18 protein-coding genes are annotated in these 23,021 nt (G+C 67.4%); 12 read left to right on the forward strand and 6 right to left on the reverse strand.

Features of this window, described 5'->3' with window-relative positions; genetic code table 11:
• The first annotated feature begins 94 nt into the window (after positions 1–94).
• The 4 genes from JEQ17_RS29685 to JEQ17_RS29705 all read left to right on the forward strand — a co-directional run bounded on the left by JEQ17_RS29685 (position 95) and on the right by JEQ17_RS29705 (position 9,189).
• Positions 95–6,964 carry a polymorphic toxin-type HINT domain-containing protein gene (locus tag JEQ17_RS29685; RefSeq protein WP_234048793.1) on the forward strand — a complete coding sequence of 2,290 codons (6,870 nt, stop codon included), beginning with the start codon at positions 95–97 and terminating at the stop codon, positions 6,962–6,964.
• Positions 6,951–7,355 carry a hypothetical protein gene (locus JEQ17_RS29690; protein ID WP_200398006.1) on the forward strand — a complete coding sequence of 135 codons (405 nt, stop codon included), beginning with the start codon at positions 6,951–6,953 and terminating at the stop codon, positions 7,353–7,355. The genes JEQ17_RS29685 and JEQ17_RS29690 overlap by 14 nt, the downstream gene beginning before the upstream one ends.
• 676 nt (positions 7,356–8,031) lie before the next feature.
• Positions 8,032–8,391: a hypothetical protein gene (locus tag JEQ17_RS29700; RefSeq protein ID WP_200398007.1), complete on the forward strand. Its 360-nt coding sequence runs from the start codon at positions 8,032–8,034 to the stop codon at positions 8,389–8,391.
• 243 nt (positions 8,392–8,634) lie between these two features.
• Positions 8,635–9,189 carry a hypothetical protein gene (locus JEQ17_RS29705; protein ID WP_200398008.1) on the forward strand — a complete coding sequence of 185 codons (555 nt, stop codon included), beginning with the start codon at positions 8,635–8,637 and terminating at the stop codon, positions 9,187–9,189.
• A gap of 81 nt (positions 9,190–9,270) precedes the next feature.
• Here JEQ17_RS29705 and JEQ17_RS29710 read toward each other — a convergent pair whose 3' ends face one another.
• Complete coding sequence (locus tag JEQ17_RS29710) at positions 9,271–9,465, reverse strand: DUF397 domain-containing protein (protein ID WP_200398009.1); 195 nt, start codon at positions 9,463–9,465, stop codon at positions 9,271–9,273.
• An 11-nt stretch (positions 9,466–9,476) separates the two neighbouring features.
• A complete protein-coding gene (locus JEQ17_RS29715; protein ID WP_200398010.1) occupies positions 9,477–10,328 on the reverse strand; it encodes a Scr1 family TA system antitoxin-like transcriptional regulator in 852 nt (283 codons plus the stop codon).
• A gap of 251 nt (positions 10,329–10,579) precedes the next feature.
• On the opposite strand from JEQ17_RS29715, the gene JEQ17_RS29720 reads away from it, so the two are divergent.
• A complete protein-coding gene (locus tag JEQ17_RS29720; RefSeq protein WP_200398011.1) occupies positions 10,580–11,077 on the forward strand; it encodes an ATP-binding protein in 498 nt (165 codons plus the stop codon).
• A 103-nt stretch (positions 11,078–11,180) separates the two neighbouring features.
• The gene (locus JEQ17_RS29725; protein WP_325176338.1) at positions 11,181–11,798 is read left to right on the forward strand and encodes a Uma2 family endonuclease; all 618 of its coding nucleotides are present in this window, start codon (positions 11,181–11,183) and stop codon (positions 11,796–11,798) included.
• Positions 11,799–11,855: 57 nt separating this feature from the next.
• Here JEQ17_RS29725 and JEQ17_RS29730 read toward each other — a convergent pair whose 3' ends face one another.
• Genes JEQ17_RS29730 through JEQ17_RS29745 form a run of 4 tightly spaced genes read right to left on the reverse strand, consistent with a single transcriptional unit; the run spans position 11,856 to position 17,911 of the window.
• On the reverse strand, positions 11,856–13,022 hold the full coding sequence (locus JEQ17_RS29730; protein ID WP_200398013.1) for an acyl-CoA dehydrogenase family protein: 1,167 nt from the start codon (positions 13,020–13,022) through the stop codon (positions 11,856–11,858).
• Positions 13,023–13,027: 5 nt separating this feature from the next.
• Complete coding sequence (locus tag JEQ17_RS29735) at positions 13,028–13,984, reverse strand: hydroxymethylglutaryl-CoA lyase (RefSeq protein WP_200398014.1); 957 nt, start codon at positions 13,982–13,984, stop codon at positions 13,028–13,030.
• The gene (locus JEQ17_RS29740) at positions 13,981–16,266 is read right to left on the reverse strand and encodes an acetyl/propionyl/methylcrotonyl-CoA carboxylase subunit alpha (RefSeq protein ID WP_200401792.1); all 2,286 of its coding nucleotides are present in this window, start codon (positions 16,264–16,266) and stop codon (positions 13,981–13,983) included. Before JEQ17_RS29740 ends, JEQ17_RS29735 begins: the two co-directional genes overlap by 4 nt.
• Before the next feature lie 28 nt (positions 16,267–16,294).
• Entirely contained in the window at positions 16,295–17,911 is a 1,617-nt protein-coding gene (locus tag JEQ17_RS29745; RefSeq protein WP_200398015.1) for a carboxyl transferase domain-containing protein, read from the reverse strand.
• A gap of 109 nt (positions 17,912–18,020) precedes the next feature.
• Here JEQ17_RS29745 and JEQ17_RS29750 point away from each other — a divergent pair, with 109 nt between their 5' ends.
• The 6 genes from JEQ17_RS29750 to JEQ17_RS29775 all read left to right on the forward strand — a co-directional run bounded on the left by JEQ17_RS29750 (position 18,021) and on the right by JEQ17_RS29775 (position 22,977).
• Complete coding sequence (locus JEQ17_RS29750; RefSeq protein ID WP_200398016.1) at positions 18,021–18,611, forward strand: SACE_7040 family transcriptional regulator; 591 nt, start codon at positions 18,021–18,023, stop codon at positions 18,609–18,611.
• Positions 18,612–18,775: 164 nt separating this feature from the next.
• Entirely contained in the window at positions 18,776–19,933 is a 1,158-nt protein-coding gene (locus JEQ17_RS29755) for an acyl-CoA dehydrogenase family protein (protein WP_189843518.1), read from the forward strand.
• 57 nt (positions 19,934–19,990) lie between these two features.
• Positions 19,991–20,863, forward strand: coding sequence for an acyl-CoA thioesterase II (tesB, locus tag JEQ17_RS29760; protein WP_200398017.1), 873 nt, complete (start codon positions 19,991–19,993; stop codon positions 20,861–20,863).
• Positions 20,864–21,260: 397 nt separating this feature from the next.
• Positions 21,261–22,196, forward strand: coding sequence for a helix-turn-helix domain-containing protein (locus JEQ17_RS29765; protein WP_200398018.1), 936 nt, complete (start codon positions 21,261–21,263; stop codon positions 22,194–22,196).
• A gap of 263 nt (positions 22,197–22,459) precedes the next feature.
• On the forward strand, positions 22,460–22,807 hold the full coding sequence (locus tag JEQ17_RS29770; protein WP_200401793.1) for a hypothetical protein: 348 nt from the start codon (positions 22,460–22,462) through the stop codon (positions 22,805–22,807).
• Entirely contained in the window at positions 22,804–22,977 is a 174-nt protein-coding gene (locus JEQ17_RS29775; RefSeq protein WP_200398019.1) for a hypothetical protein, read from the forward strand. Before JEQ17_RS29770 ends, JEQ17_RS29775 begins: the two co-directional genes overlap by 4 nt.
• The last annotated feature ends 44 nt before the right edge of the window (positions 22,978–23,021 follow it).

Below are 23,021 nucleotides of genomic sequence, written 5' to 3' on the forward strand. Positions count from 1 at the left end.
CGATGACGATGGGGCGGAAAAGGCCATGAGGGCTGCACACCGAGTGGGACGGCGACGCTGGATGGGGCGTGCGGCCGCGGTTCTGTCGTTGGCCATGTTGCCGGGTCTGCTGGCTCCCATCGAGTACCAGGCCGAGGCTCAGGACAAGGGCCTCGGCCGACTGGATCTGCCTGCCCCCCGCGAAGCCGACCTACGCCCTTTCACTGCCAAGCCGGACAAGAAGAGCGCCGCGGCGCTGAAGAAGGCGGAGGCCGCCGACAAGGCTGCGGCCTCGCGCGCACGCAACGAACAGCGGATGAAGCCTGTATGGCCCAAGCCGGGCACGGTCACCATCGACGTACCGGCCACTGGTACCAGGCGCGTCACAGCCGGATCGCTGCCCGTCGCCATCGCCGCTCCCAAGTCTGGTCGCACAAAGGCAGCCGACGCGGTGACCCTCACGGTCCTCAACCGCAAGAAGGCTCGAGCGGCCGGTGTCGACGGAGTGCTGCTCACCGCCCAGGGCAAGCACAAGGGCGCTGCTCGCCTGACGGTGGACTACCGCAAGTTCGCCGCCGCGGGCGGAGACTTCGGCGGCCGGCTCCGCCTCGTACAACTGCCTGCGTGTGCCTTGACCACACCCGACAAGCGTGTCTGCCGCGTCCAAACGGAGCTCGTCTCCTCCAATGACCGTCAGGCCGCCGCGGTAGCAGGAGACATCACGCTGCCTCAGCCGTCGGCTTCGAACGGCGATCGGCCCCCGGCTCACAGCACAGTTGCTCCGCGCCAGGCGACGGTGCTTGCCGTCACCGCAGGCGCCTCCTCAGGGCTGGGCAGCTACAAGGCCACCCCGCTGTCGGCCTCCTCCACCTGGGAAGCCGGTGGTTCGTCCGGCTCGTTCAGCTGGAGTTACCCGTTCGGCGTGCCTGCTCCGGCTGCCGGCCCCGGCCCGGATCTGGCACTCTCCTACGACTCCAGCAGCGTGGACGGCCGGACCGCCAACACCAACAACCAGGGCTCCCTCGTTGGAGAGGGCTTTGACCTCACCTCCTCCTACATCGAGCGCAAGTACCACTCGTGCGAAGACGACGGCCAGACCGACAAGTTCGACCTGTGCTGGAAATACACCAACGCCTCACTGGTGCTCAACGGCAGGGCCTCTGAACTGGTCAAGGACGACACCAGCGGTGAGTGGCGGCTGAAGAACGACGACGCGTCCAAGGTCGAGCACCTGACCGACACGGCACTCGGCAACGGCGACAGCAGCGGCGAGTACTGGCGTGTGACGACGGGTGACGGCACCCAGTACACCTTCGGCCTGCACAAACTGCCCGGCGCACCGAGCGGCGAGCGGACCAACTCCGTGTGGACCGCACCAGTATTCGGCGACGACGAAGACGAGCCGGGATACGACGGCGGCACCAGCTTCGCCGGACGATGGGACATCCAAGCCTGGCGCTGGAACCTCGACTTGGTCGAGGACACCTATGGCAATGCGATGACCTACTGGTACGCCACGGAGAAGAACTTCTACGCCAAGAACGGTGTCGATTCCCCAGGCACGGAGTACGTCCGTGGCGGCTACCTGAAGGAGATCCGATACGGCCAGCGCGCCGAAGCACTGTTCAGCGCCACCCCGGCCGCCTCGCACAAGGTCACGTTCCCGGTCGCGGAACGCTGCCTGGCGGCGTCTTCGGGCTGCGACAGCTTGGACGAGGCGCACCGCACCAACTGGCCCGACGTGCCCTACGACGCGATCTGCAAGGAAGGGGACGCCTGCACCGGGCTGGGCAGCCCCACGTTCTTCACTCGCAAGCGGTTGACCGGAGTCGAAACGTACTTCTGGAACACGAAGCTGACCACCCCGGCCTTCGACCAGGTCGACTCCTGGAAGCTCAAGCATCAATATCTGGATCCGGGCGAGGTCGGCGACTCGTCGGACCAGTCGCTGTGGCTGGACGAGATTCAGCGCACCGGAACCTACGGCACCGACATCGCGCTGCCCGCCGTCAAGTTCGGCCACCAGATGTTCAAGAACCGCGTGGACGGCACGGCCGACAACATCCTGCCGCTGGGCAAGCCGCGCCTGTCCAGCATCGTCTCCGAAACCGGCCAGCTGACCACTGTCAACTTTCTGCCCGCCGAGTGCACCGCCGGTATGACCAAACCGGCGGAGGACAAGAACACCAAGCGCTGTTACCCGGTGTACTGGTCGCCCAACGGTGGCTCCGTCCCCCAGCTCGACTGGTTCCAGAAGTACCCCGTCTCGGATGTGCGCCTCGGCTCCGTCTACGGCGGCACCCTGGCCGTCAACCACCACTACGACTACTCCGGTGGCGGTGCGTGGCACTACAACGACGATCCCATGACAGTGGAAAAGGAGCGCACCTGGTCCGTCTGGCGCGGCTTCGAGAAGGTCACGCGCACGATTGGTGACGACACCGGGCCGAAGTCCAAGGACACCACCGTCTTCCTGCGCGGCATGCACGGCGACAAGCAGAAGGACGGCTCCACCCGCACGGTGGAGGTCACGGGGATCAAAGCCCCGAAGATCACCGACCTGGATCGCTATGCAGGTGTCACCCGGGAGCAGGTCACCTACGACGGCGGCGAGGAGGTCTCCGGGAAGGTCAACGACCCCTGGTCGAAGAAGACCGCCACGCAGCACAAGTCGTACGCCGACACCGAGGCCTACTACGTCCGTACCGAGGCCGGCCATGCCCGCACCCGGGTGACCTCGGGCGTCACCGCCACGGACAGGACGCGCACCACTCGGACGACCTTCGACGACTACGGCATGCCCCTCACTGTGGAGGACTCCGGCACGGAGGCATCCGGCGACGAGGTCTGCACGCGAACCTGGTACGCCCGCAACAGCACGGCAGGGCTGACCGCGCTGGTCTCCCGTGAGCAGATGGTCGCCAAGGCGTGCAGCGTGGCCACAGGCCTGCTCGACCTTCCCGCTGACGATTCCCGTCCCGGCGATGTCATCGCCGACACCGCCACCGCGTACGACACCACTACGTGGTCGGCCACGCAGGAGCCCACCAAGGGGCAGGTGCGGTGGATCGGCCGCGTCAACGGTTATGACGCCTCGGACAATCCGATCTGGCAGAAGGTGACTGCGACCGACTACGACACCCTCGGCCGAGCGACCGTGGTTTCGAACAACATCGGGACCAGCACCCGGACCACCTACACCCCCGCGGCTGCCGGTCCGCTGACCCAGCTCGAGGTCGTCAACGCCAAGCAGCACAAGGCCGTCACGGTGATGGACGCCAGCCGAGGCCTCCCGGTGAAGACCACCGACCCCAACAACAGAATCACCGAGCAGAGCTATGACAGCCTCGGCAGGATGACCGAGGTGTGGCTGCCGAACCGGTCACGCGCCCTGAGCCAGGGCGGCAACTACAAGTTCGGCTACAGCATCTCTAGCACTGCCCCTTCGTGGCTCTCGACGTCGGCACTCGGCAAGACCCAGTACAACACCAGCTACGAGATCTTCGACGCGCTTCAGCGACCGCGCCAGACGCAGGCGCCCTCCCCGCGAGGCGGCAGGGTCGTCAACGAGACCATCTACGACGACCGCGGTCTGGCGGTCGAGACCAACGCAGACCTCTGGGACACCACCGCCCCGTCAGGCGAGTTGGTCGGCACGGCGGGTGGGTCCGCCCCGCTGCACACCGACACGAGCTATGACGGCACCGGTCGGTCGACCCAGGTCGTGACCAAGACCTACAACACCACGCGCTGGACCACCAGCAGTAGTTACACCGGGGACTCCCTCACCACCACCGCACCGGCCGGCGGTAACGCCGTGACCGTGACGAGCAATCTGCTCGGGCAGGTCACCGAGCGGCGCGAGTACCCCAACCCCACCGCGACCGGCACGCCGGCCACCACCAGGTTCACTTATGCCGCCGGCGGCCAGACGAAGACCATTACCGGGCCGGACGAGAAGCAGTGGTCCTACGGCTACGACCTCAAGGGCCGCCGAACGACCGCCACCGACCCGGACAGCGGCACCACGACATCCACGTACACCAGCCTTGACCTGCTCGACACCAGCACGGATGCCGAACAGCGAAAGCTGATTCACGGCTACGACGAACTCGGCCGCAAGACGGACCTCTGGCAGACCGAGAAGACCGACGCCAACAAACTCGCCAACTGGACCTTCGACACGGTCACGTTCGGCAAGGGCTACCCGGCCGACGCCACCCGCTACGTCGGCGGCAAGACCTACACACAGAAGGTCACCGGCTATAACAGCCTCTACCAGCCCCTCTCCTCCGAACTGCAACTGCCTGCGTCAGCCGACGAGCCGCTCGTCGCGGCGGGAGTTCCGCAGACCCTGAAGTTCGAAACCGCGTACAACGTCGACGGCACCGTGCAGTACACCCGCGAGCCCGTAGTGGCGGGCATGCCCGCCACAGGCACGCAGGCCTACGAGCAGATCGACTACACGTACAACACCCTGGGCATGCCCAACACGGCCAAGGGCGCGACCGGCTATCTGCTGGACACCACGTACACGAACGTCGGTCTGCTGCAGCAGCAGACCCTGGGCACCGACTCGGCGGGCAAGAAGGTCTATGTCGCCAACGAGTACGAGGACGGCACCCGCCGCCTGATGGAGTCGGACGTCACCACAGACACCCACACTTACATGCTGCAGGACCTCAAGTACTCCTACGACGCCGTGGGCAACGTCACCGGAGTGTCCGACACCGCCACCTGGCAGGGCACCTCACAGGCGGATCACCAGTGCTTCGCCTACGACGGGCACCGCCGCCTCACGGAGGCCTGGACCCCGAATACCGCGGACTGCGCGAGTTCAGGCCGCAGCACTTCCAACTTGGGGGGCGCAGCGCCCTATTGGTCCAGCTACACGTACGACAACGCGGGCCAGCGCAAGACCGAGACCCAGCACGGCCTTTCCGGTGACACTGAGATCACCTCCACTCACGGCACCACCACTGGGCAGCCGCACCCTCTGACGAAAACTGAAACGAAGGTCCCGGGAAGCTCGACTCCGACCACGCACAACTACAAGTACGACGCCACGGGCAACACCACCAGCAGGCCGGGCACCAAGTCGACGCAGACTCTGGCCTGGAACAGCGAAGGCCGACTCGCCGAAACCAGCGAGCCCGCGGCCGACTCCCAGCCGGCCACCGGCACCAAGTACGTCTACGACGCGGACGGAGAGCTCCTCATCCGCCGCGCCGCCACCACCGACGGCGAGACGGTCCTGTACCTCGGAGCCACCGAGGTGAAGCTCTCGGTCTCGGGCGGCGGCAAGACCAAGGCGCTCTCGGGCACCCGGTACTACGCCGGAGGCGCCGTACGAACCGTCGGTGGGGGCAAGAACGAACTCACCTTCCAAGCGGGTGACCACCACGGAACCATGAGCCTGAGCGTCAAGGCGGACGCGACCCAGACGGCCACCCGCCGCTATCTCACACCGTTCGGAGATCCACGCGGAGACGAGCCCACCACCTGGCCGGACGACAAGGCCTTCCTAGGAAAGCCCGCTGACAAGACGACGGGCCTGACCCATGTCGGGGCTCGCGAATACGACCCTGCCATCGGCCAGTTCATCAGCGTCGACCCCGTCCTCGACGGCAACAACGCCTGGTCCCTCAACGGTTACAGCTACGCGAACAACAGCCCTATCACTCAGTCGGACCCGAGCGGTCTGTACTGCGACGGCTGCAGTGTGGACAACTCCGACTCAGTCTGGGCTCCTGAGAAGGGCAACGGCCCCGGATGCACGCACAACGCGTGTTACGACCACGACGGGAACGTCCAGTACGAGATCAGCCACGGTGGTGGCACGGGGGGCAACAAAGCCAGCAACAGTGGCAGTGGCGGCAGCGGCGGTTCGGGTAAGCGGCCTGAGATCGTTCCCGGAGTGGTTATTCCCTCGGAGGAGGAGCTCCGAAATCTTGGGTACGACCCGTGGAAGAACCAGACGTATACCCAGCTCCTTATGAAGTGGTCCGACGGTAAGTGCCTCGCAGATCCGGCAGGCCTAACTTGCAAAGCGGCCAATGCCTTGGGGTGGGTCAGCCCGACGCAGGACTTCCTGGAGTTCATCGGCGTACGTGACGCCATCGACTGCGCCAAGGGAAGTGTCAGCGGCTGCGTATGGACGGCAGTGGGACTGCTGCCGGTGGGCAAACTTGCCAAGGCGGCGAAGCTCGTCAAGAGCGGCGACAATGCAGCCGCCGCGGCAATGGCTTGCGTGAGGAGAAGCTTCCTTCCCGGCACTCAGGTGCTCATGGCCGACGGCAGTACCAAGGCCATCGAGGACTTGCGGGTCGGTGACGAAGTCTTGGCGACGGATCCCGAGACGGGGGAGACGGCGCCGCAAGAGGTGACCGCTGAGCTGTTGAGCGAAGGCGTCAAGAACCTTGTAAAGATCGCTGTTGAAGATGAACGGGGCGGTCGTAAGACGGTTACCGCCACTGACAACCACCCCTTCTGGGTCCCTGACCTGCGTCAATGGGTGAGCGCCGGCGACCTCAAGCCTGGACAGTGGCTCCGGACCTCCGCGGGCACCCTGGTCCAGATCGAGGCCATCCAGCGCTGGACCCAGATCGCCCGTGTGCACAACCTGACCGTTGACGAACTGCACACGTACTATGTCGTGGCGGGAGGGACGTCTGCCCTGGTGCACAACGATGGTGGCGTGCCAGATATTACCCGAATACCGGACCTTTCGGGATTGACGCAGACGGAAGCTGACAGCGTTCTGACGTCTCGCGGATTCGACCTACAGGCGATTTCGGAGAAGTATGCGACGTACCGAGGCGGCGACGGCAGCAAGCTGACCATTCGTCTGGGTGACGGCCGGGTGACCCGTACATCGGTGGTGGATCCCGGGCCCAATGCGAAGAACTATGCGCAGCGCTGGGATCAAAGCGGAAACAAGACGAGTTCGCACGATCACGGAGAAAATCTTGGTGGCTGTAAGTAAGGACTTCGCAGAGGTGTGTCAGCGGGCGGCCGATTTTCTGAACGGGCTTGACGGCTACTTTCTGGAGCGAGTCTCGCTGGACACAGGACGCGCCAATAGCGGCGTGGACATTTTCTTGCGGGTCGGTCCCACTGCTCCGGACGTCGTGATCTCGCTCACGGGAGTCGTGAGCGCGGTCATCGGGAATTTTCTCGAAATGGATTCAGCTTTCATCGACGAGATCCGTTTGGAGTACGTTTCCGGAAGTGAGCCTTCCTGGCCCGGTGGTCTTTCCGGCTTGGGTGCCAGGCCGTCCGGTTTCCCCGGTGTCGCGTGGCTGACCATCGATGGGCCTATGCCCGTCGAGGTCGTGGCGAAAGCCATTACGGTGTCCGTGGCGCAGGTGTACTGAGCCTTTTCGATCGTGAGCGGATCGGGTGGCAGCGGGCGATGCCTCGCCAGATATTTCCGGCGGGGCATCGTTGTGAGCAACGCGGAGATCGGTCCATGACCCATCCCTTCTGATTGGACTCTGAGGAGGCGTGGATCGAGGCTGGTGATCTCAGGCCTGGCGTGTGGTTGCACACCGCGGAGGCGAGCCGGTCAAACTCACAGATATCCGCGCCTTCGACAAGCGCCAGAGGGCACACGCCTCTCTGTCAGCGACGTGCAAACGTACTATGTGCTGGCCGGGGACACGCCGGTCCTAGTTCATAATTCTGGTGGATGTCCGACGGACGTGGCATTGGGGATTCGTAAGAATGGCCTGAGAGGATTTGCCGAAGGCAAGGGGTGCACCCGCTATCTGGATAGCGATATTTGGGAGGCCGAGGTTCGTGCGGTCGCCCATAACCCGAACGTCAGGCTTCATGTATCACTCGACGGGTTCCGTGGAGCTGATCCCGGCGAGCAGTTCTCAAGCGCTTGTCGCAACGATAGTGGGAGTAAGTGGTTTGCGACGGAACGGGAGATGTACCACGTGGGGAAGGCCGTACGAGTTGGGGATCGCTCATGGGATAGCGTCACATTCTATCGAGGTGGGTCTGTAGTGCAGGTTCCGAAGCCTGGTTTTCTTACCGGAGGGTGACATGTCGAAGATCGCAGAGTGGGAACGCGAGTTCCAGGTTTGGCAGTACTCCGTCAGCCACTCCATGCTGCTCCTGCGTAGCGTGAACGTGGAAGGCTTTGAGACGCGGATCGATGTTCTCTTTACGGCTGTTGAGCTGATGCACCTGCAGCCCTACTGTGCTCGCCTGGAAATCAGTGAGGCAACCAGTGTGGAGAGGGGGCAAATTTTGGGTGACCAACTGGCGGCAGAGCTCCCCGGGGTGCTGTACCTCCTTAACGGGGGAGAAAGCTATGTTCTGGCGCGACGATGCTCCTGGCACGAGGATCTTGGTGATCACCATTCCCCCTCGAAGTTTGGCCCGCTCCGAGGGACAGAGTAGTTTTGATTAGTCGGATCTGAAGGTTCCTTTCCTTGCCTTTGATATCTATCTTCCATTCGAATAACCCTCGGAGAGTTCATGCATGCGCGCGTGCCACGGTTCATCCCGGTCATGCTTATCTTGGCAGCTGGGACACTAGCTACCGTCGCGTGTTCCTCGAGTATCGATGCACGGCAAGTGGGCGGGTCTGGGAAGTCGACCGCGTCTGCCGATGATTCTCTGGAGCCGCTCACAAAAGCGCAGTTGAAGGCGCTCACCTTCAAGGAGCGTGAGGTTCCGCAGGTTCGCGAGGGCGGAATTGCCTTGCAAGAACTCGCCACCGAGGACGGTGAACCTTCATTCCCGCCGGTTTCCAACCCTTCCTGTGAAGCGATGCGCGACATACGGCACGGTGAAAATGCTTCCACCGTTGTTTCTCAGGTATTCAACTGGGAAGGAGATATCTATCCGGCCTACTCGACCATCGCTGCGTACAAGGATGGTGAGGCACGTAAAGTCTTCGCTGAACTTGAACAGGCGCTCGGTGCGTGTCGCTCCTACTCGGGTGAAGGGTATGCAGGAAAATTCAAGCTAGCAGTCAAGATGGAGAAGGATCCGGATGTAGGAGACGAGGCCGTGCGCTTCCGGGAAATAGCCCCCTTCAGAGACTTGGGGGACCGTGACGAGCAGTTCACTCTGGTTCGGTCCGGAAATGTGATCGTGACTTTCCAGGCGCTGAATATCGGGGGCAGTTCCTCCTTCCCTGAGGATCTGATCGACAAGCAGGTTGAGCGTCTGCGTGAAGCGCAACGTAAGTGAGTGCTGGTCGCGCCGTTGCCGGCGCCCCGGGTGGAGAAGGCGCCCGTGAGGAGTTGGCCGCTCTGGATGCTCGCCCTCGGTCTATGCCCGCGGTGACCTGTGTGGTGTGTGCAGGGTGGATATCAGGGCGGCAAGCTGGAGTGGGCCTGTTATGAGCATGGTCTCCGGTTCGTCGCCTTCTCTGAGGAGGATCGTTCCGGCGGACGGGGCGGCGAGATAAACGCAGGAGGACGCTGTCTCGCTGTATGTGGACTTCTGCCAGTGGAGATCGGTCACGGGGTTCCTCGTCAGATGCTCTTGGCGATGGTTTCGATGAGGTCGTGGGAGGCGGCGGGCTTCAGGGTGGCCTGCTCCATGCGGTCCAGGATGAGCCGGTACGTCTCCAACTTCCCTGCCGCGTCAATCAGTTCGCTGCCGTGGCTGGTGTCCAGCTGGGCGGTGTCGAGGGCGGTCACCGGTCCGCTGGCGTAGTCGAGGCCGTGGCCGGCGGTTGGGAACGACGTGCCGCCGAAGGGGATGACGCGCAGGCTGATGTTCGGTTGTTCGCCGACTTCGACGAGATGCCGGAGTTGGGCTTGGGCCACCTCCCGGCCGCCGAACTGCATGCGCAGGGCCGCTTCGTGGATGACCGCGATGTACGGCACCGGGTTGTCGCGAAACAGGACGGCCTGGCGTTTGATGCGGTGGGAGATGTAGTGCTCGATTTCGTGGGGTCGCAAGGCCGGGACTACTTCGCGGAAGAGCGCGCGGGCGTGATCGGGCGTCTGGAGCAGTCCGGGAATGTTGATGACCTGGGCAACGCGTAGTGCGGTGGCGTGGTGCTCCATTTCGGCCAAGTCCAGGAGGGGGGACGGCAGTGTGTCGCGGTACTCCTCCCACCAGCCGCGCGTGCGGTTCGTTGCCATGTCCGCGAGGGCGTCGACCAGCGGTTGGTCCGCGCAGCCGTAGATGTGGGCGAGTGTGCGTACGCGTTCCCCGCTCACGCCGAAGCGGTTGGCCTCGATGTTGCTGATCTGGGCTTGCGTAGTACCCAGCGAGTGGGCGGCCTGCACTGCGGTCATGCCCGCCCGCTCGCGCAGTCGGCGCAGTTCGGTGCCGATGCGGAGACGGCGAGCCGTGGGGGTGCTCCGTGGTGCCATGCCCTCGCTCCGTTTCGTACATCTGACGTGGCGGTCACCCACACAGGGCAATTCCCTGAAGGTTTTGCAGATGCATGCAAAACCTTCAGGGATTGAAGTCTACGGTGAGACCCGAACCGCCCAGCCACCCCCGCCGATAGGCCCGGAAGCGCACCACGTACGTGCCTGTACGTGGCACCGCCACCGTCACCGCCCGGTCGAGGCGTCGAGCAAGTCGAATGAAGCAAGTCCCCCCACCGCAGGAGGCTTTCATGGTCACCGTATCCCCGCCGTCCCTGCTGGAGGGTGAAGCGGACCCGACTTGGGCGTACGCCCTCCAGCTGCCCCGCGATCCCCGCGCCGCCCGTATCGCCCGCATCACCCTCCGGGCCGTGCTCGCCGGGCACGGACTGGCGCAACTCGTTGACGTCGCTGAGCTGTTGGCCTCCGAACTCGTCACCAACGCCTACCGCCACTCCATCGGCCCCGCCGCCCTCCGCCTTCGTGGCCTGGGTGGTAGTCGGCTGCGAGTGAGTGTCTGGGATGCCAACCCTCACATCCCGCCCCCGTTCGACAAGTGCTCAGGACCGCTGCGTCCTGCGCCTGTGCCGGTGGAGGCCGATGGTGGGCGTGGACTGTACCTTGTATGCCACTTCGCGGACGCGTGGGGCGGGTATCCACTCGGAGACGATCTCCTCGGGACGAGCGGGAAGCTTCTGTGGTGCGAGCTGGGGGTGTCGGCGGACGATCGTGCCCGAGCCGCCGCGTGACGGCCGAGCGGCCGGTGATCATGCGGCGGGCGGCCAGGATGGCCCCGCGCTATCGTGGAAGCGCGACACGCTCTGTAACCAGCGGAGGACCGTGGTGACCACCATGACCGAGCGCCCGACGGCCATAGACGCCTCTCCGGCCGGAGCCTTTGAAGACATGCTCCGAATCGTCGAGGAGCTGGACACACCTGACGGCTACAAGGCCGAACTCATCCGGGGGAAGATCATCGTGTCGCCGTGGTCGAAGCTGCGCTACAAGAAGGTGATGAAGTCACTGCGGCTGCAGTTGCAACCCCATACCCCGGAGGGTCACGACGTCGACGTAGCGCCGTTTCTCTTCACCTTCCCCGGCTCCGAGCGGGGCTTCGGCCCTGATCTGCACGTCGCCGACGAGACTGCCTTCGACGTCGATGGCCGCCATGCCGATGGTGCCGCTCTGTCCCTCGCCGCGGAGCTGACGTCCGACTCCACCAAGGACGCCGACTGGCTCGACAAGCTGGACACGTACGGTCGGGTCGTGCCCGTGTACCTGGTGCTCGACATGCAGGTCCAGGAGGTCACAGCCTTCTGGGATCCGTCTTCGAAGGGCTTTCGGTCCAGGCACTCCGTTCCCTTCGGTGAGCCGCTGCACGTGCCCGCGCCCTTCGACTTCGAGTTGGACACGTCCGGGTTCTTCGTCCGCGCGCATGACGCCAACGGAGAGGGCGCGCGCGACGCGTGAACACCGGACGTCGGTCTGCGGGCGAGTCGGCGCAGACCGACGACGGTACGGCGGCTCTCAGCCCACCAACCCCAACTCCCGTGCGATCAGCATCCGCTGGACCTCGCTAGTGCCCTCGCCGATTTCCAGGATCTTGGAGTCGCGCCACATGCGGGCGACCGGGTACTCGTTCATGAAGCCGTAGCCGCCGTGGATCTGGGTGGCGTCACGGGCGTTGTCGACGGCGATGGTGGAGGAGTGGAGTTTCGCCAGGGCCGCCTCCTTCTTGAAGGGCTCGCCCGCCACCAGGCGGGAGGCCGCGTCGCGCCAGGCGAGGCGGGCCGTGTGGGCCTTCATCTCCATGTCCGCGATCTTGAACTGGATCGCCTGGTTCGCGCCGATCGGGCGGCCGAAGGCATGGCGCTCCTTCGCGTACTTCACCGACTCGTCCACACAGCCCTGGGCCAGGCCCGTCGCGAGTGCCGCGATGGCGATGCGGCCCTCGTCCAGGATGCGGAGGAACTGCGCGTAGCCGCGGCCCTCGGACCCGAGCAGGTTCGCGGCCGGGACGCGGACGTCGGCGAAGGAGAGCTCCCGGGTGTCGGAGGCGTTCCAGCCGACCTTCGAGTACGGAGCCGCGACCGTGAAGCCGGGAGTCCCCGACGGCACGATGATCGAGGAGATCAGCGGCTTGCCGTCCGGAGTACGGCCGGTCACCGCCGTCACCGTGACCAGGCCCGTGATGTCCGTCCCCGAGTTGGTGATGAAGCACTTGGTGCCGTTGATCACCCACTCGTTCGTCGCCTCGTCCAGGCGGGCCGTCGTACGGGTCGCGCCCGCGTCCGAGCCGCCGTCCGGCTCGGTGAGTCCGAAGGCCCCGAGGATCTCGCCCGAGCAGAGACGGGGCAGCCACTCCGCCTTCTGCTCGTCGGTCCCGAAGAGGTGGATGGGCATCGCGCCGAGGGAGACACCCGCCTCCAGGGTGATGGCCACCGACGAGTCCACGCGGGCCAGTTCCTCCAGCACGATGCCGAGGGCCATGTAGTCGCCGCCCATGCCCCCGTACTCCTCCGGGAACGGCAGCCCGAACAGACCCATGCGGCCCATCTCGCGGACGATCTCGTACGGGAACTCGTGGCGCTCGTAGAAGTCGCCGATCTTCGGTGCCACGACGTCGTGCGCGAAGTCGGCCACCGTACGGCGGAGTTCGTCGAGTTCGGGGGAGAGGCGGTGGTCGAGAGGCATGGGGATCACTCCTGGTGGGAGAGGGCGCGGACGGTGCGGGACGGGCTGGGTCGGCCCAGTTGTTCGGCCATCCACACGCTGGTGGCGGTGAGACGGTCGAGGTCGACCCCGGTGTCGATGCCGAGGCCCGTCAGCATCCACACGAGGTCTTCGGTGGCGAGGTTGCCGGTGGCGCTCTTCGCGTACGGGCAGCCGCCAAGGCCGCCCGCGGACGCGTCCACCGTCGTGACGCCGTGCTGGAGCGCGGCCAGGGTGTTGGAGAGCGCCTGGCCGTACGTGTCGTGGAAGTGCACGCCGATGGAAGCCGTGGCCACGCCCTGTCGGTTGAGCGCGGTGAGGAGAGCCCGCACATGCCCGGGGGTCGCCACGCCGATCGTGTCGCCCAGGCTCAACTCGTCGCAGCCCATGTCGAGGAGGGCCCGGCAGACCCGTACGACCTGGGGGACGGGCACCGGCCCCTCCCACGGATCGCCGAAGCACATCGACAGATAGCCGCGGACATGGGCGTCCTGGTCCTTGGCCCGCCGGACCACCGGCTCGAACATCGCCAGCGCCTCGTCCACGGTCCGGTTGAGATTGGCCTTGGCGAAGGACTCCGTGGCACTGGCGAAGACCGCGATACGGGTCGCGCCGAGAGCCAGCGCCCGGTCCAGACCCCGTTCGTTCGGTACGAGGACGGGGAGGGCCGTGCCCGAGAGGTCCCCCAGGTCGCGGACGAGGGGGAACAGCTGCTCCGCGTCGGCCAGTTGGGGCACCCACTTCGGGTGGACGAAGCTCGTCGCCTCGATGGTCCCGAGGCCCGCGTCGGCCAGCCGCCGTACGAACTCCGCCTTGGTCTCCGTCGGGACGGTGGCCTTCTCGTTCTGCAGTCCGTCGCGGGCGCCGACCTCGTGGATGCGGACGCGGGCCGGGAGCCCTTCGGCCGGTACGGGCATGGGCAGCCCGAGTTCGGGGGTGGTCATGCCTTCTCCTCCTCCTGCGCTTCCTCGCTCGGCGCTACCACGGCCAGGATCTGGTCCATGGCGACCGTCGTGCCCGGGGTGACGTCCAGCTCCGTGACGGTGCCGGCGTGCGGGGCGGAGATGACGTGCTCCATCTTCATCGCCTCCACCACCAACAGGCTCTGCCCGGCGGTCACTTCGTCCCCGACGGCCACCTTCACGACGGTCACCGTGCCGGGCATGGGGGCGGTGAGGGAGTCCGCGCCTGCGTGGGCCGCGCCGGTGAGGGAGGCGGCGACGGGGTCGTGGTCCAGCAGATTCCAGACGTCACCGTCGCGGCCGAGCCAGGTGGAGGTGTGGTGGAAGGTGTGGGTCCGGCCGGCGAGGTGGAGGGTGACGGTGGAGGGCTGAGAAAAGCGGTTCTCTTCCCCAGGCCCACCCCTTCCCGAAACCGGGGGCAAGCCCCCGGGCCCCCAGGAGATGGCGGCTGCGCCACCAGGCTCGGGGAAGGATTGGGCTGCGCCACCAGGCTCGGGGACCGGTTCGGCTGCGCCGTCGGGCCCGCTGTGGTGCCGGGCTACGCCCTCGGCGCCCCCGAGCGATTCGGCTGCGCCGTCAACGCCGTCGAGCCGGAACTCCGCGCCCTCCGCCGTGCCCCGCACGCGGACGGTCACGGGATCGTGGCCGGGCACGCGGAGATGGTGCACGGTCCAGGCGGGCTCGCCACCGAGTCGCCACCCACTGGGCACGGAGAACGGATCGACCCATGCGGACCCATTCAGCCCGCTCCCACCCAGCCCGTCCGGCGTTTGAGGACGAGGCCGTTCAGGCCGATTGGCGGGGGCCTGGGGGCGCAGCCCCCAGCTTCGGGAAGGGGTGGGGCCGGGGAAGAGCGCCGCCTGTCGCAGCAACCCACCCACCACATACACCTCCGGCGGAACCCCGGTCGAGACCAGCCCCTCGACCTCCCGCTCAACCAACCCCGTGTCCAACTCACCGGCAACAACCGCAGGATGGCCCAGCAACCTCCGGAGGAACCCCGCGTTCGTCTGCACCCCGAGCGTCACCGTCTCCGCCAACGCCCCCCGAAGCCGCCGCAGCGCGGTCGCCCGGTCCGGCCCGTACGCGATCACCTTGGACAGCATCGGGTCGTACAACGACCCGACCTCCGTGCCCTCGGACAGCCCAGAGTCCGTACGGACCCCGTCACCCTGGGGCTCGTGCAGCCGCAGGACCGTACCGCCGGACGGCAGGAAGCCCCGCGCCGGATCCTCCGCGCAGATCCGGGCCTCGACGGCATGCCCGGTGAGCGTGATGTCCTCCTGGGCGAAGCCGAGCCGCTCGCCCGCCGCCACCCGCAGCTGCCACTCCACCAGATCGATCCCGGTGATCATCTCGGTCACCGGATGCTCGACCTGGAGACGCGTGTTCATCTCCATGAAGTAGTACGAGGACGGGTCGACGCCCGGCACGATGAACTCGACCGTGCCCGCGCCGGAGTACCCGCAGGAGCGGGCCGCCTGGACCGCCGCCTCGCCCATCGCGGCACGGGTCCTCTCGTCGAGGAGCACGCTCGGCGCCTCCTCGATGATCTTCTGGTGCCGGCGCTGGAGGGAACACTCGCGCTCGCCGAGATGTACGACGTTCCCGTGGCCGTCCGCGAGCACCTGGATCTCGATGTGCCGCGGGCGGTCGACCCACCGCTCGACGAGGAGCGTGTCGTCGCCGAAGGAGGCCCGCGCCTCCCGCCGCGCGGCGGCGATCTCGTCCGCCAGCAGGGAGGCGTCCCGCACGAGCCGCATGCCCTTGCCGCCACCGCCCGCCGACGGCTTCAGCAGCACGGGCATCCCGATCTCCCGGGAGGCCTCGGCCAGTTCGGCATCGGACAGCCCACTGCCCGAGGACCCCGGCACCACCGGAACCCCCGCCGCCTTCACCGTCTCCTTGGCACGGATCTTGTCGCCCATGAGCGAGATGGCGTCGGCGGGAGGCCCGATGAAGACGAGCCCCGCGTCGGCGCACGCCCGCGCGAAGTCGGCGTTCTCCGCCAGGAATCCATACCCGGGGTGCACAGCCTGAGCGCCCGTCCTCGCCGCCGCCTCCAGCAGCCGTTCCGCCGACAGATAGCTCTCGGCGGCCGGCGCAGGACCGATCCGGACCGCTGTGTCCGCCTCGCGCACGTGCCGCGCGTCGGCGTCCGCGTCCGAGAAGACGGCCACCGAGCGGACGCCCAGCGACCGGAGCGTACGGATGACCCGTACGGCGATCTCGCCCCGGTTGGCCACGAGTACCGTGTCGAACATCGTCGTCCGTTCCCTCACGTCCGTCCCCTCACATCCGGAAGACGCCGAACTGGGGGTCACCCAGCGGGGCGTTCGCGCAGGTCGTCAGAGCAAGTCCCAGCACCTGGCGGGTCTCCATCGGGTCGATCACACCGTCGTCCCAGAGCCGGGCCGTGGCGTAGTAGGCGTTGCCCTGGTGCTCGTACTGGGCGCGGATCGGAGCCTTGAACTCCTCCTCCGCCTCCGCCGGCCAGGACTCGCCGCGGCCCTCCAGCTGGTCGCGCTTGACGGTCGCGAGGACCGACGCGGCCTGCTCGCCGCCCATGACCGAGATCTTGGCGTTCGGCCACATCCACAGGAAGCGCGGGGAGTACGCCCGGCCGCACATCGAGTAGTTGCCCGCGCCGTACGACCCGCCGACCACGACCGTCAGCTTCGGCACGCGTGTGCAGGCCACCGCGGTCACCATCTTGGCGCCGTGCTTGGCGATGCCCCCGGCCTCGTACTGACGGCCCACCATGAAGCCCGAGATGTTCTGCAGGAAGACCAGCGGGATGCCGCGCTGGTCGCACAGCTCGATGAAGTGGGCGCCCTTCTGGGCGGACTCGGAGAACAGGATGCCGTTGTTGGCGACGATGCCGACCGGGTGGCCGTGGATCCGGGCGAAGCCGGTGACGAGCGTCTGCCCGAACTCCGCCTTGAACTCGGCGAAGCGCGAGCCGTCGACCACACGCGCGATGACCTCGCGCACGTCATAGGGGGTGCGGGAGTCCACCGGCACCGCGCCGTACAGCCCGGCCGGGTCCACCTTCGGCTCGATGGCCTGGGTGACCGACCAGGGGAGGGGCCCGCGGTCGGGGAGCGTGGAGACGATGGTCCGTACGATCCGCAGCGCGTGCGCGTCGTCCTCCGCGAGGTGGTCCGTGACTCCGGAGACCCGGGAGTGGACCTCGCCGCCGCCCAGCTCCTCCGCCGTGACGACCTCGCCGGTGGCGGCCTTCACCAGGGGCGGGCCGCCGAGGAAGATCGTGCCCTGGTTCCGCACGATCACGGCCTCGTCGCTCATCGCCGGGACGTACGCCCCGCCGGCCGTGCACGAGCCGAGGACGGCCGCGATCTGGGGGATTCCGGCGCCCGACATCCGGGCCTGGTTGTAGAAGATCCGCCCGAAGTGCTCGCGGTCGGGGAAGACCTCGTCCTGCATGGGGAGGAAGGCGCCGCCCGAGTCCACCAGGTACACACAGGGGAGGCGGTTCTCCAGGGCCACCTCTTGCGCGCGCAGGTGCTTCTTCACCGTCATCGGGTAGTACGTGCCGCCCTTGACCGTGGCGTCGTTGGCGATCACCACGCACTCGCGGCCGCTCACCCGGCCGATCCCGGCGATGACGCCCGCGGCCGGGGCCTGCCCCTCGTACAGCCCGTCGGCCGCCAGTGGAGCCAGCTCCAGGAAGGGCGAGCCGGGATCGAGGAGCGTGTCCACGCGGTCGCGCGGCAGCAGCTTGCCGCGGGCGGTGTGCCGGGCGCGGGCCCGCTCACCGCCGCCGAGACGGGCCGCGGCCAGCTTGCGCCGCAGCTCGTCGACGAGCGTGCGGTGCGCCTCCTCGTTGGCCCGCCAGGCCTCCGCCGCGGGGTCCACCGCGGTCGTCAGCTCCGGTGCCTCGTGCATTCTGCGGTCCCCTCACCCGGTGGTCACCGGTCCATGAACCAAGTTAATGAGCGTTAACGCGTTTCCTTCAGGTTAACGAGCGCTAACCTCCCTGTCTAGAATTGCGTCCATGGCCACGAGAACCGACGCCCCGACCCGTCGCGAGCAGATCCTCAAGGAGGCCGCGCGGCTCTTCGCCGAGCGCGGCTTCCACGGTGTCGGGGTCGACGAGATAGGGGCGGCGGTCGGCATCAGCGGCCCCGGCCTGTACCGGCACTTCCCCGGCAAGGACGCGATGCTCGCCGAACTGCTGGTGGGGATCAGCGGGCAGCTGCTGACCGGCGGCAAGCGCCGTCTGGCGGAGTCCGACGGGAATCCCGAGGCGCTCCTCGACTCGCTCATCGAGGGGCACATCGACTTCGCGCTGGACGACCGCCCCTTGATCACCCTGCACGACCGTGAGCTGGACCGCCTCCGGGACAGTGACCGCAAGCTGGTGCGGCAGCTGCAGCGGCAGTACGTCGAGCTGTGGGTGGAGGTGGTCCGGGAGGTCTACCCGGGGCTGGCCGAACCGGCGGCCCGCTCGGCGGTGCACTCGGTGTTCGGACTGCTCAACTCCACCCCGCACCTGGGCCGCCCCGGCGCACTCCCGGGCCGCGCGGGTACCTCCGAGCTGCTGCACCGGATGGCGAAGGGGGCCTTCGCTGCCGCGGCGGCGTGACGAGCGTTACGCGGGTGCTCCTCTGGACGCTGCTGCCTACTCGCCGGTACGGTGAATGAGCAAGCGCTTAGCCAAGGGACCGCAACCATTGATTGAGGAACCCCCACGGCGAGCAACCACATCCGCGAGAGCGGCGCCGGCTTAGGCGCAGAGAGGGGCCGGCGGTGCGCCGTACGGTGTTCAACGAGGATCACGAGGCGTTCCGGGAGACCCTCCGGGCCTTCATCGAGGCCGAGGTCGTTCCGGTCTACGACGAGTGGTTCGCGGCCGGCCAGGCGCCGCGCGACTTCTACTACAAGCTCGCCGAGCTGGGCGTCTTCGGCATCCGCGTGGACGAGGAGTTCGGCGGCGCCGGCATCGACTCGTACAAGTTCGAGGCCGTGATGTACGAGGAGACCGCCCGCGCGGGTGTCTCCTTCGGCGGCTCCGGTGTGCACGTGCTGCTCGGCCTGCCCTACATCAAGGCGCTCGCCACCGACGAGCAGAAGAAGCGCTTCCTGCCGAAGTTCGTCTCCGGCGAGGAGATGTGGGCGCTGGCGATGACCGAGCCGGGCACCGGCTCCGACCTCGCGGGCATGAAGACCACCGCGAAGCTCTCCGAGGACGGCTCGCACTACGTCCTCAACGGCGCCAAGACCTTCATCACCGGTGGCGTGCACGCCGACCGCGTGATCGTCTGCGCCCGCACCTCCGCGCCCACGGCCGAGGACCGCCGCTTCGGCATCTCCCTCTTCGCCGTCGACACCAAGGCCGAGGGCTACTCGGTGGGCCGCAAGCTCGACAAGCTCGGGCTGAAGACCTCCGACACCGCCGAGCTGGCGTTCGTCGACGTGAAGGTGCCCGTCGAGGACCTCCTCGGCGAGGAGAACAAGGGCTTCTACTACCTCGGCGGCAACCTGCCCTCCGAGCGCTGGGGCATCGCCTTCGGCGCGTACGCGCAGGCCGCGGCGGCCGTGCGGTTCGCCAAGGAGTACGTGCTGGAGCGCACGGTCTTCGGCAAGCCGGTCTCGCACTTCCAGAACACCAAGTTCGAACTGGCCGCCTGCCAGGCCGAGGTGGACGCCGCCCAGGCGGTCGCCGACCGGTCCCTGGAAGCCCTCGACGCGGGCGAGCTGTCGCCGGCCGAGGCCGCGTCCGCGAAGCTGTTCTGCACCGAGGTCGCGCACCGCGTGATCGACCGCTGCCTCCAGCTGCACGGCGGCTACGGCTTCATGAACGAGTACCCGATCGCCCGCCTGTACGCGGACAACCGCGTCAACCGCATCTACGGCGGCACCAGCGAGATCATGAAGTCGATCATCGCCAAGGACATGGGCCTGTAGGGCCCGGAAGCCGCCCGAGAAAACATCCGCGAAATCACTGCACGGTACAACTGACACATGAGTCAGGCACTTGAGGCCCTGCTCGATCTGCTCGACCTGGAGCAGATCGAGCAGGACATTTTCCGCGGCCAGTCCCGGTTCGCCGTCGTCCCCCGCGTCTTCGGCGGGCAGGTCGCGGCGCAGGCGCTGGTCGCTGCGGGGCGCACGGTCCCCGAGGACCGGTTCGCCCACTCCCTGCACGCGTACTTCCTGCGCGCCGGGGACGCGGGCGCGCCGATCGTCTACACCGTCGACCGGATCCGCGACGGCCGGTCCTTCACGACCCGCCGGGTGGTCGCCGTCCAGCACGGGCAGCCGATCTTCCACCTCTCCGCGTCCTTCCAGACGTACGAGGAGGGCATGGAGCACCAGGCCGACATGCCGGCCGCGCCCGATCCGGAGACACTGCCGACGGCGGCCGAGCTGCTGCCGCGGTACGCCGACCTGTACCGCGAACAGGGTGTCGTGGAGCGGCTGTTGGAGGCGCGCGAGGCCGTCGACCTCCGCTATGTCGACGCGCCGCCGTTCGCCAGCGTCGGGGAGGCCCGCGAGCCGCGCTCCCAGGTGTGGTTCCGCGCCAACGGCAAACTCGCCGACGACCCGCTTCTGCACGTCTGCCTCGCCACGTACGTCTCCGACATGACGCTCCTCGACTCCGTACTCCTCGCCCACGGCCGCGGCGGCTGGGTCACCGGAGACGTCGTCGGCGCCTCCCTGGACCACGCGATGTGGTTCCACCGCCCCTTCCGCGCCGACGAATGGCTCCTGTACGACCAGGAGTCCCCTTCAGCCTCCGGCGGCCGGGGCCTCGGCCAGGCCCGCATCTACACCCAGGACGGCCGACTGGCGGTCACGGTGATCCAGGAGGGTGTCGTACGGGTGCCGCGGTGATCCGGATCCGGGGGCGGTGACGAAGGAACAGGCCTCGATCGAGGGCCCTCGCGGGCGGCTGGGGCGTCGAACTGGTCCTCGTCCCCGCCCCCGTAAACCGTATGGGCGGAACTCGACGGCACCGCATCCACCGGAGCCTGACGCCGTGTGTTCCGGTGGGCCTGGCGCTCTTCCCAAAGAACCACGAGGCGGAAAGAAACCCCACCAAGCCCCACCCCTCCCGCCCACGGCGCCCGCTCACTCGCGCGAGTGAACATCACCAACTGGGCTGGCTCCGGGACAGGTTGGCTGCTCTACGCTCAGCGCGACACAACACAACCGCAGACATGCGACGGCCCCCGCCGGGACGGCAATCCCAGTGCGAGGGCCTGACCACAGAGGAAGCAACACCTTCCCAATGGATACGCAGAACCCTAGCGTGCGCCCGCACGCCCAGGCCCGTACCGCGGGCAAAAACCACCCGCCCCGGAGCGCCCGCGCGAACACCCGCCCGGCCGGCGGCATCGCGCACGACAACTCCCGCCACACCACCCGCTTCACGGTGATCGGCAACCACCTCGCCCAGCACCCGGAACTGTCCGGGCTGGCCATCGGACTCGCCGTCCACATCCAGTCGCTCCCCACCGGTGCCCGCGCCGACATCAAGACCCTCGCCGCACGCTTCCCCGAGGGGCCGACCCGTATCGCCGCCGCCCTGCGCGAACTGGAGGTCCACGGCTACCTGCTCCGCACCCGCGAACGCACGGAGAGCGGCCGCATCGTCACCCGCACGGTCTCCTGCAACCAGCCGGACCGGCACGGGGACGCGACCGACGACGCGCCCAAACCCATGGCAGGGCCCCCTGCCCGTCGGGCGGCCGAGCAGCGGAAGCAGCCCCCACGCCGCGCCCTCCCCGCCGTACCGAAGCCCGCGTACGCCTCCCCGGACCTACTCCAGACGGCCATCGACGTCCTGGCGGGCCTCCGCCGCGAGGACCCCCGCCTCCTCCTCTCCTCCACCGACGCCGAACACCTCGCCCCCGGAGTCGCCGCCTGGCTGGAGCGAGACCTCACCCCCAGCGCCGTACGCCATGCCTTGGCCTCCGACCTGCCACCCGAGCCCCTACGCCGCCCGGCCGCCTTCCTCGCCCACCGCCTCACGGCCCGGCTGCCACCACTGCCACCGTTGGGCACCACTGCCGAGCCCCAACCCGTCCGGCATCCCCTCCGGAACTGCGAAGGCTGCGACCGCGGCTTCCGTTCACCCGAGCCCGGCGCACGCTGCCGAGAATGCCGCGAGCGCCCCGCCAGGCAACCCGGCCCGGTACCCGGACGTCAGGAGGTGGAGCGGTGAGTGGCGAGAGCTTGCGGGAGAGCAAGCACGCGCTCCTGAGGGGTGACCCGGCAGCCGCCGAGAAGACCGCTCGTCTTCTCGCCGAACTGGGCGTCGAGGAACGGAAGGACGCGGAGGTCGAGGCCGAGCATCGAGCCGTCTTCCTCGCGGCGACACGTGCGTACGCGGAAGGCGCCGGGCAGCCGGGCCCCGCTCCGCCGGTCGCCCGGCTCTGCCGTGCCCCTGGCCGGATACTCTGGCCGGGGCACCCTCTGGAGGACACCATGAGCACCCAGGCCGATCACGGACATGAGCTGATCCCTCGTCCCGAGCAGACTCCTGATGCCTTGCGCGCCGCCCTCGCCGTCATTGATCCCAGCCGTCTGGAGGAGATGCAGAGTACGAAGGACGACGCCTTCGCCAAGGCCGTCGAGTGGCAGTCCCTGAGTCCAGTACGGAGCTGGGTCCTCACCTGGGCCAGGGACATCGAGATCGCCCGCCGCCCCGACCTGTCCGACCGCCATGCTCACGCGAAGAGCAACCTGGAGAACGACGATCCCGTCCTCGCGCAGGAAGCCCTACGGGAGCTGAGCGCCGTACTGGACGAGGCCATGAAGGCAGTGCGCGAGTGAGCTGGAAGTGGGAGTACGCATTCGGCGCGGAGGAAGCCGCCCGCACCGCTCCTTCGGGCTTTCTCTCCGCTGTGGAAAGGAAAGCGGACGAGCTTGGCATGTTCACGTACCAGGTCGTCGTACGCAGCGAGCGGGTCTACGTCGTCCAGATCACCTATCTCGGCTTCTGAGGTACAGAGGCTGCTCCGAGACGCCGAGACCTCTTACGAGACTC

Source organism: Streptomyces liliifuscus (assembly GCF_016598615.1).
GTDB lineage: Bacteria > Actinomycetota > Actinomycetes > Streptomycetales > Streptomycetaceae > Streptomyces > Streptomyces liliifuscus.

Coding starts and splice junctions, on each gene's coding strand:
- JEQ17_RS29730 (WP_200398013.1), bottom strand. CDS start 13,022: ATGCCTCTCGACCACCGCCTCTCCCCCGAACTCGACGAACTCCGCCGT.
- JEQ17_RS29700 (WP_200398007.1), top strand. CDS start 8,032: ATGTCGAAGATCGCAGAGTGGGAACGCGAGTTCCAGGTTTGGCAGTAC.
- JEQ17_RS29685 (WP_234048793.1), top strand. CDS start 95: ATGTTGCCGGGTCTGCTGGCTCCCATCGAGTACCAGGCCGAGGCTCAG.
- JEQ17_RS29770 (WP_200401793.1), top strand. CDS start 22,460: ATGAGCACCCAGGCCGATCACGGACATGAGCTGATCCCTCGTCCCGAG.
- JEQ17_RS29725 (WP_325176338.1), top strand. CDS start 11,181: ATGACCGAGCGCCCGACGGCCATAGACGCCTCTCCGGCCGGAGCCTTT.
- JEQ17_RS29735 (WP_200398014.1), bottom strand. CDS start 13,984: ATGACCACCCCCGAACTCGGGCTGCCCATGCCCGTACCGGCCGAAGGG.
- tesB (WP_200398017.1), top strand. CDS start 19,991: ATGAGTCAGGCACTTGAGGCCCTGCTCGATCTGCTCGACCTGGAGCAG.
- JEQ17_RS29720 (WP_200398011.1), top strand. CDS start 10,580: ATGGTCACCGTATCCCCGCCGTCCCTGCTGGAGGGTGAAGCGGACCCG.
- JEQ17_RS29765 (WP_200398018.1), top strand. CDS start 21,261: ATGGATACGCAGAACCCTAGCGTGCGCCCGCACGCCCAGGCCCGTACC.
- JEQ17_RS29740 (WP_200401792.1), bottom strand. CDS start 16,266: ATGTTCGACACGGTACTCGTGGCCAACCGGGGCGAGATCGCCGTACGG.
- JEQ17_RS29750 (WP_200398016.1), top strand. CDS start 18,021: ATGGCCACGAGAACCGACGCCCCGACCCGTCGCGAGCAGATCCTCAAG.
- JEQ17_RS29745 (WP_200398015.1), bottom strand. CDS start 17,911: ATGCACGAGGCACCGGAGCTGACGACCGCGGTGGACCCCGCGGCGGAG.
- JEQ17_RS29715 (WP_200398010.1), bottom strand. CDS start 10,328: ATGGCACCACGGAGCACCCCCACGGCTCGCCGTCTCCGCATCGGCACC.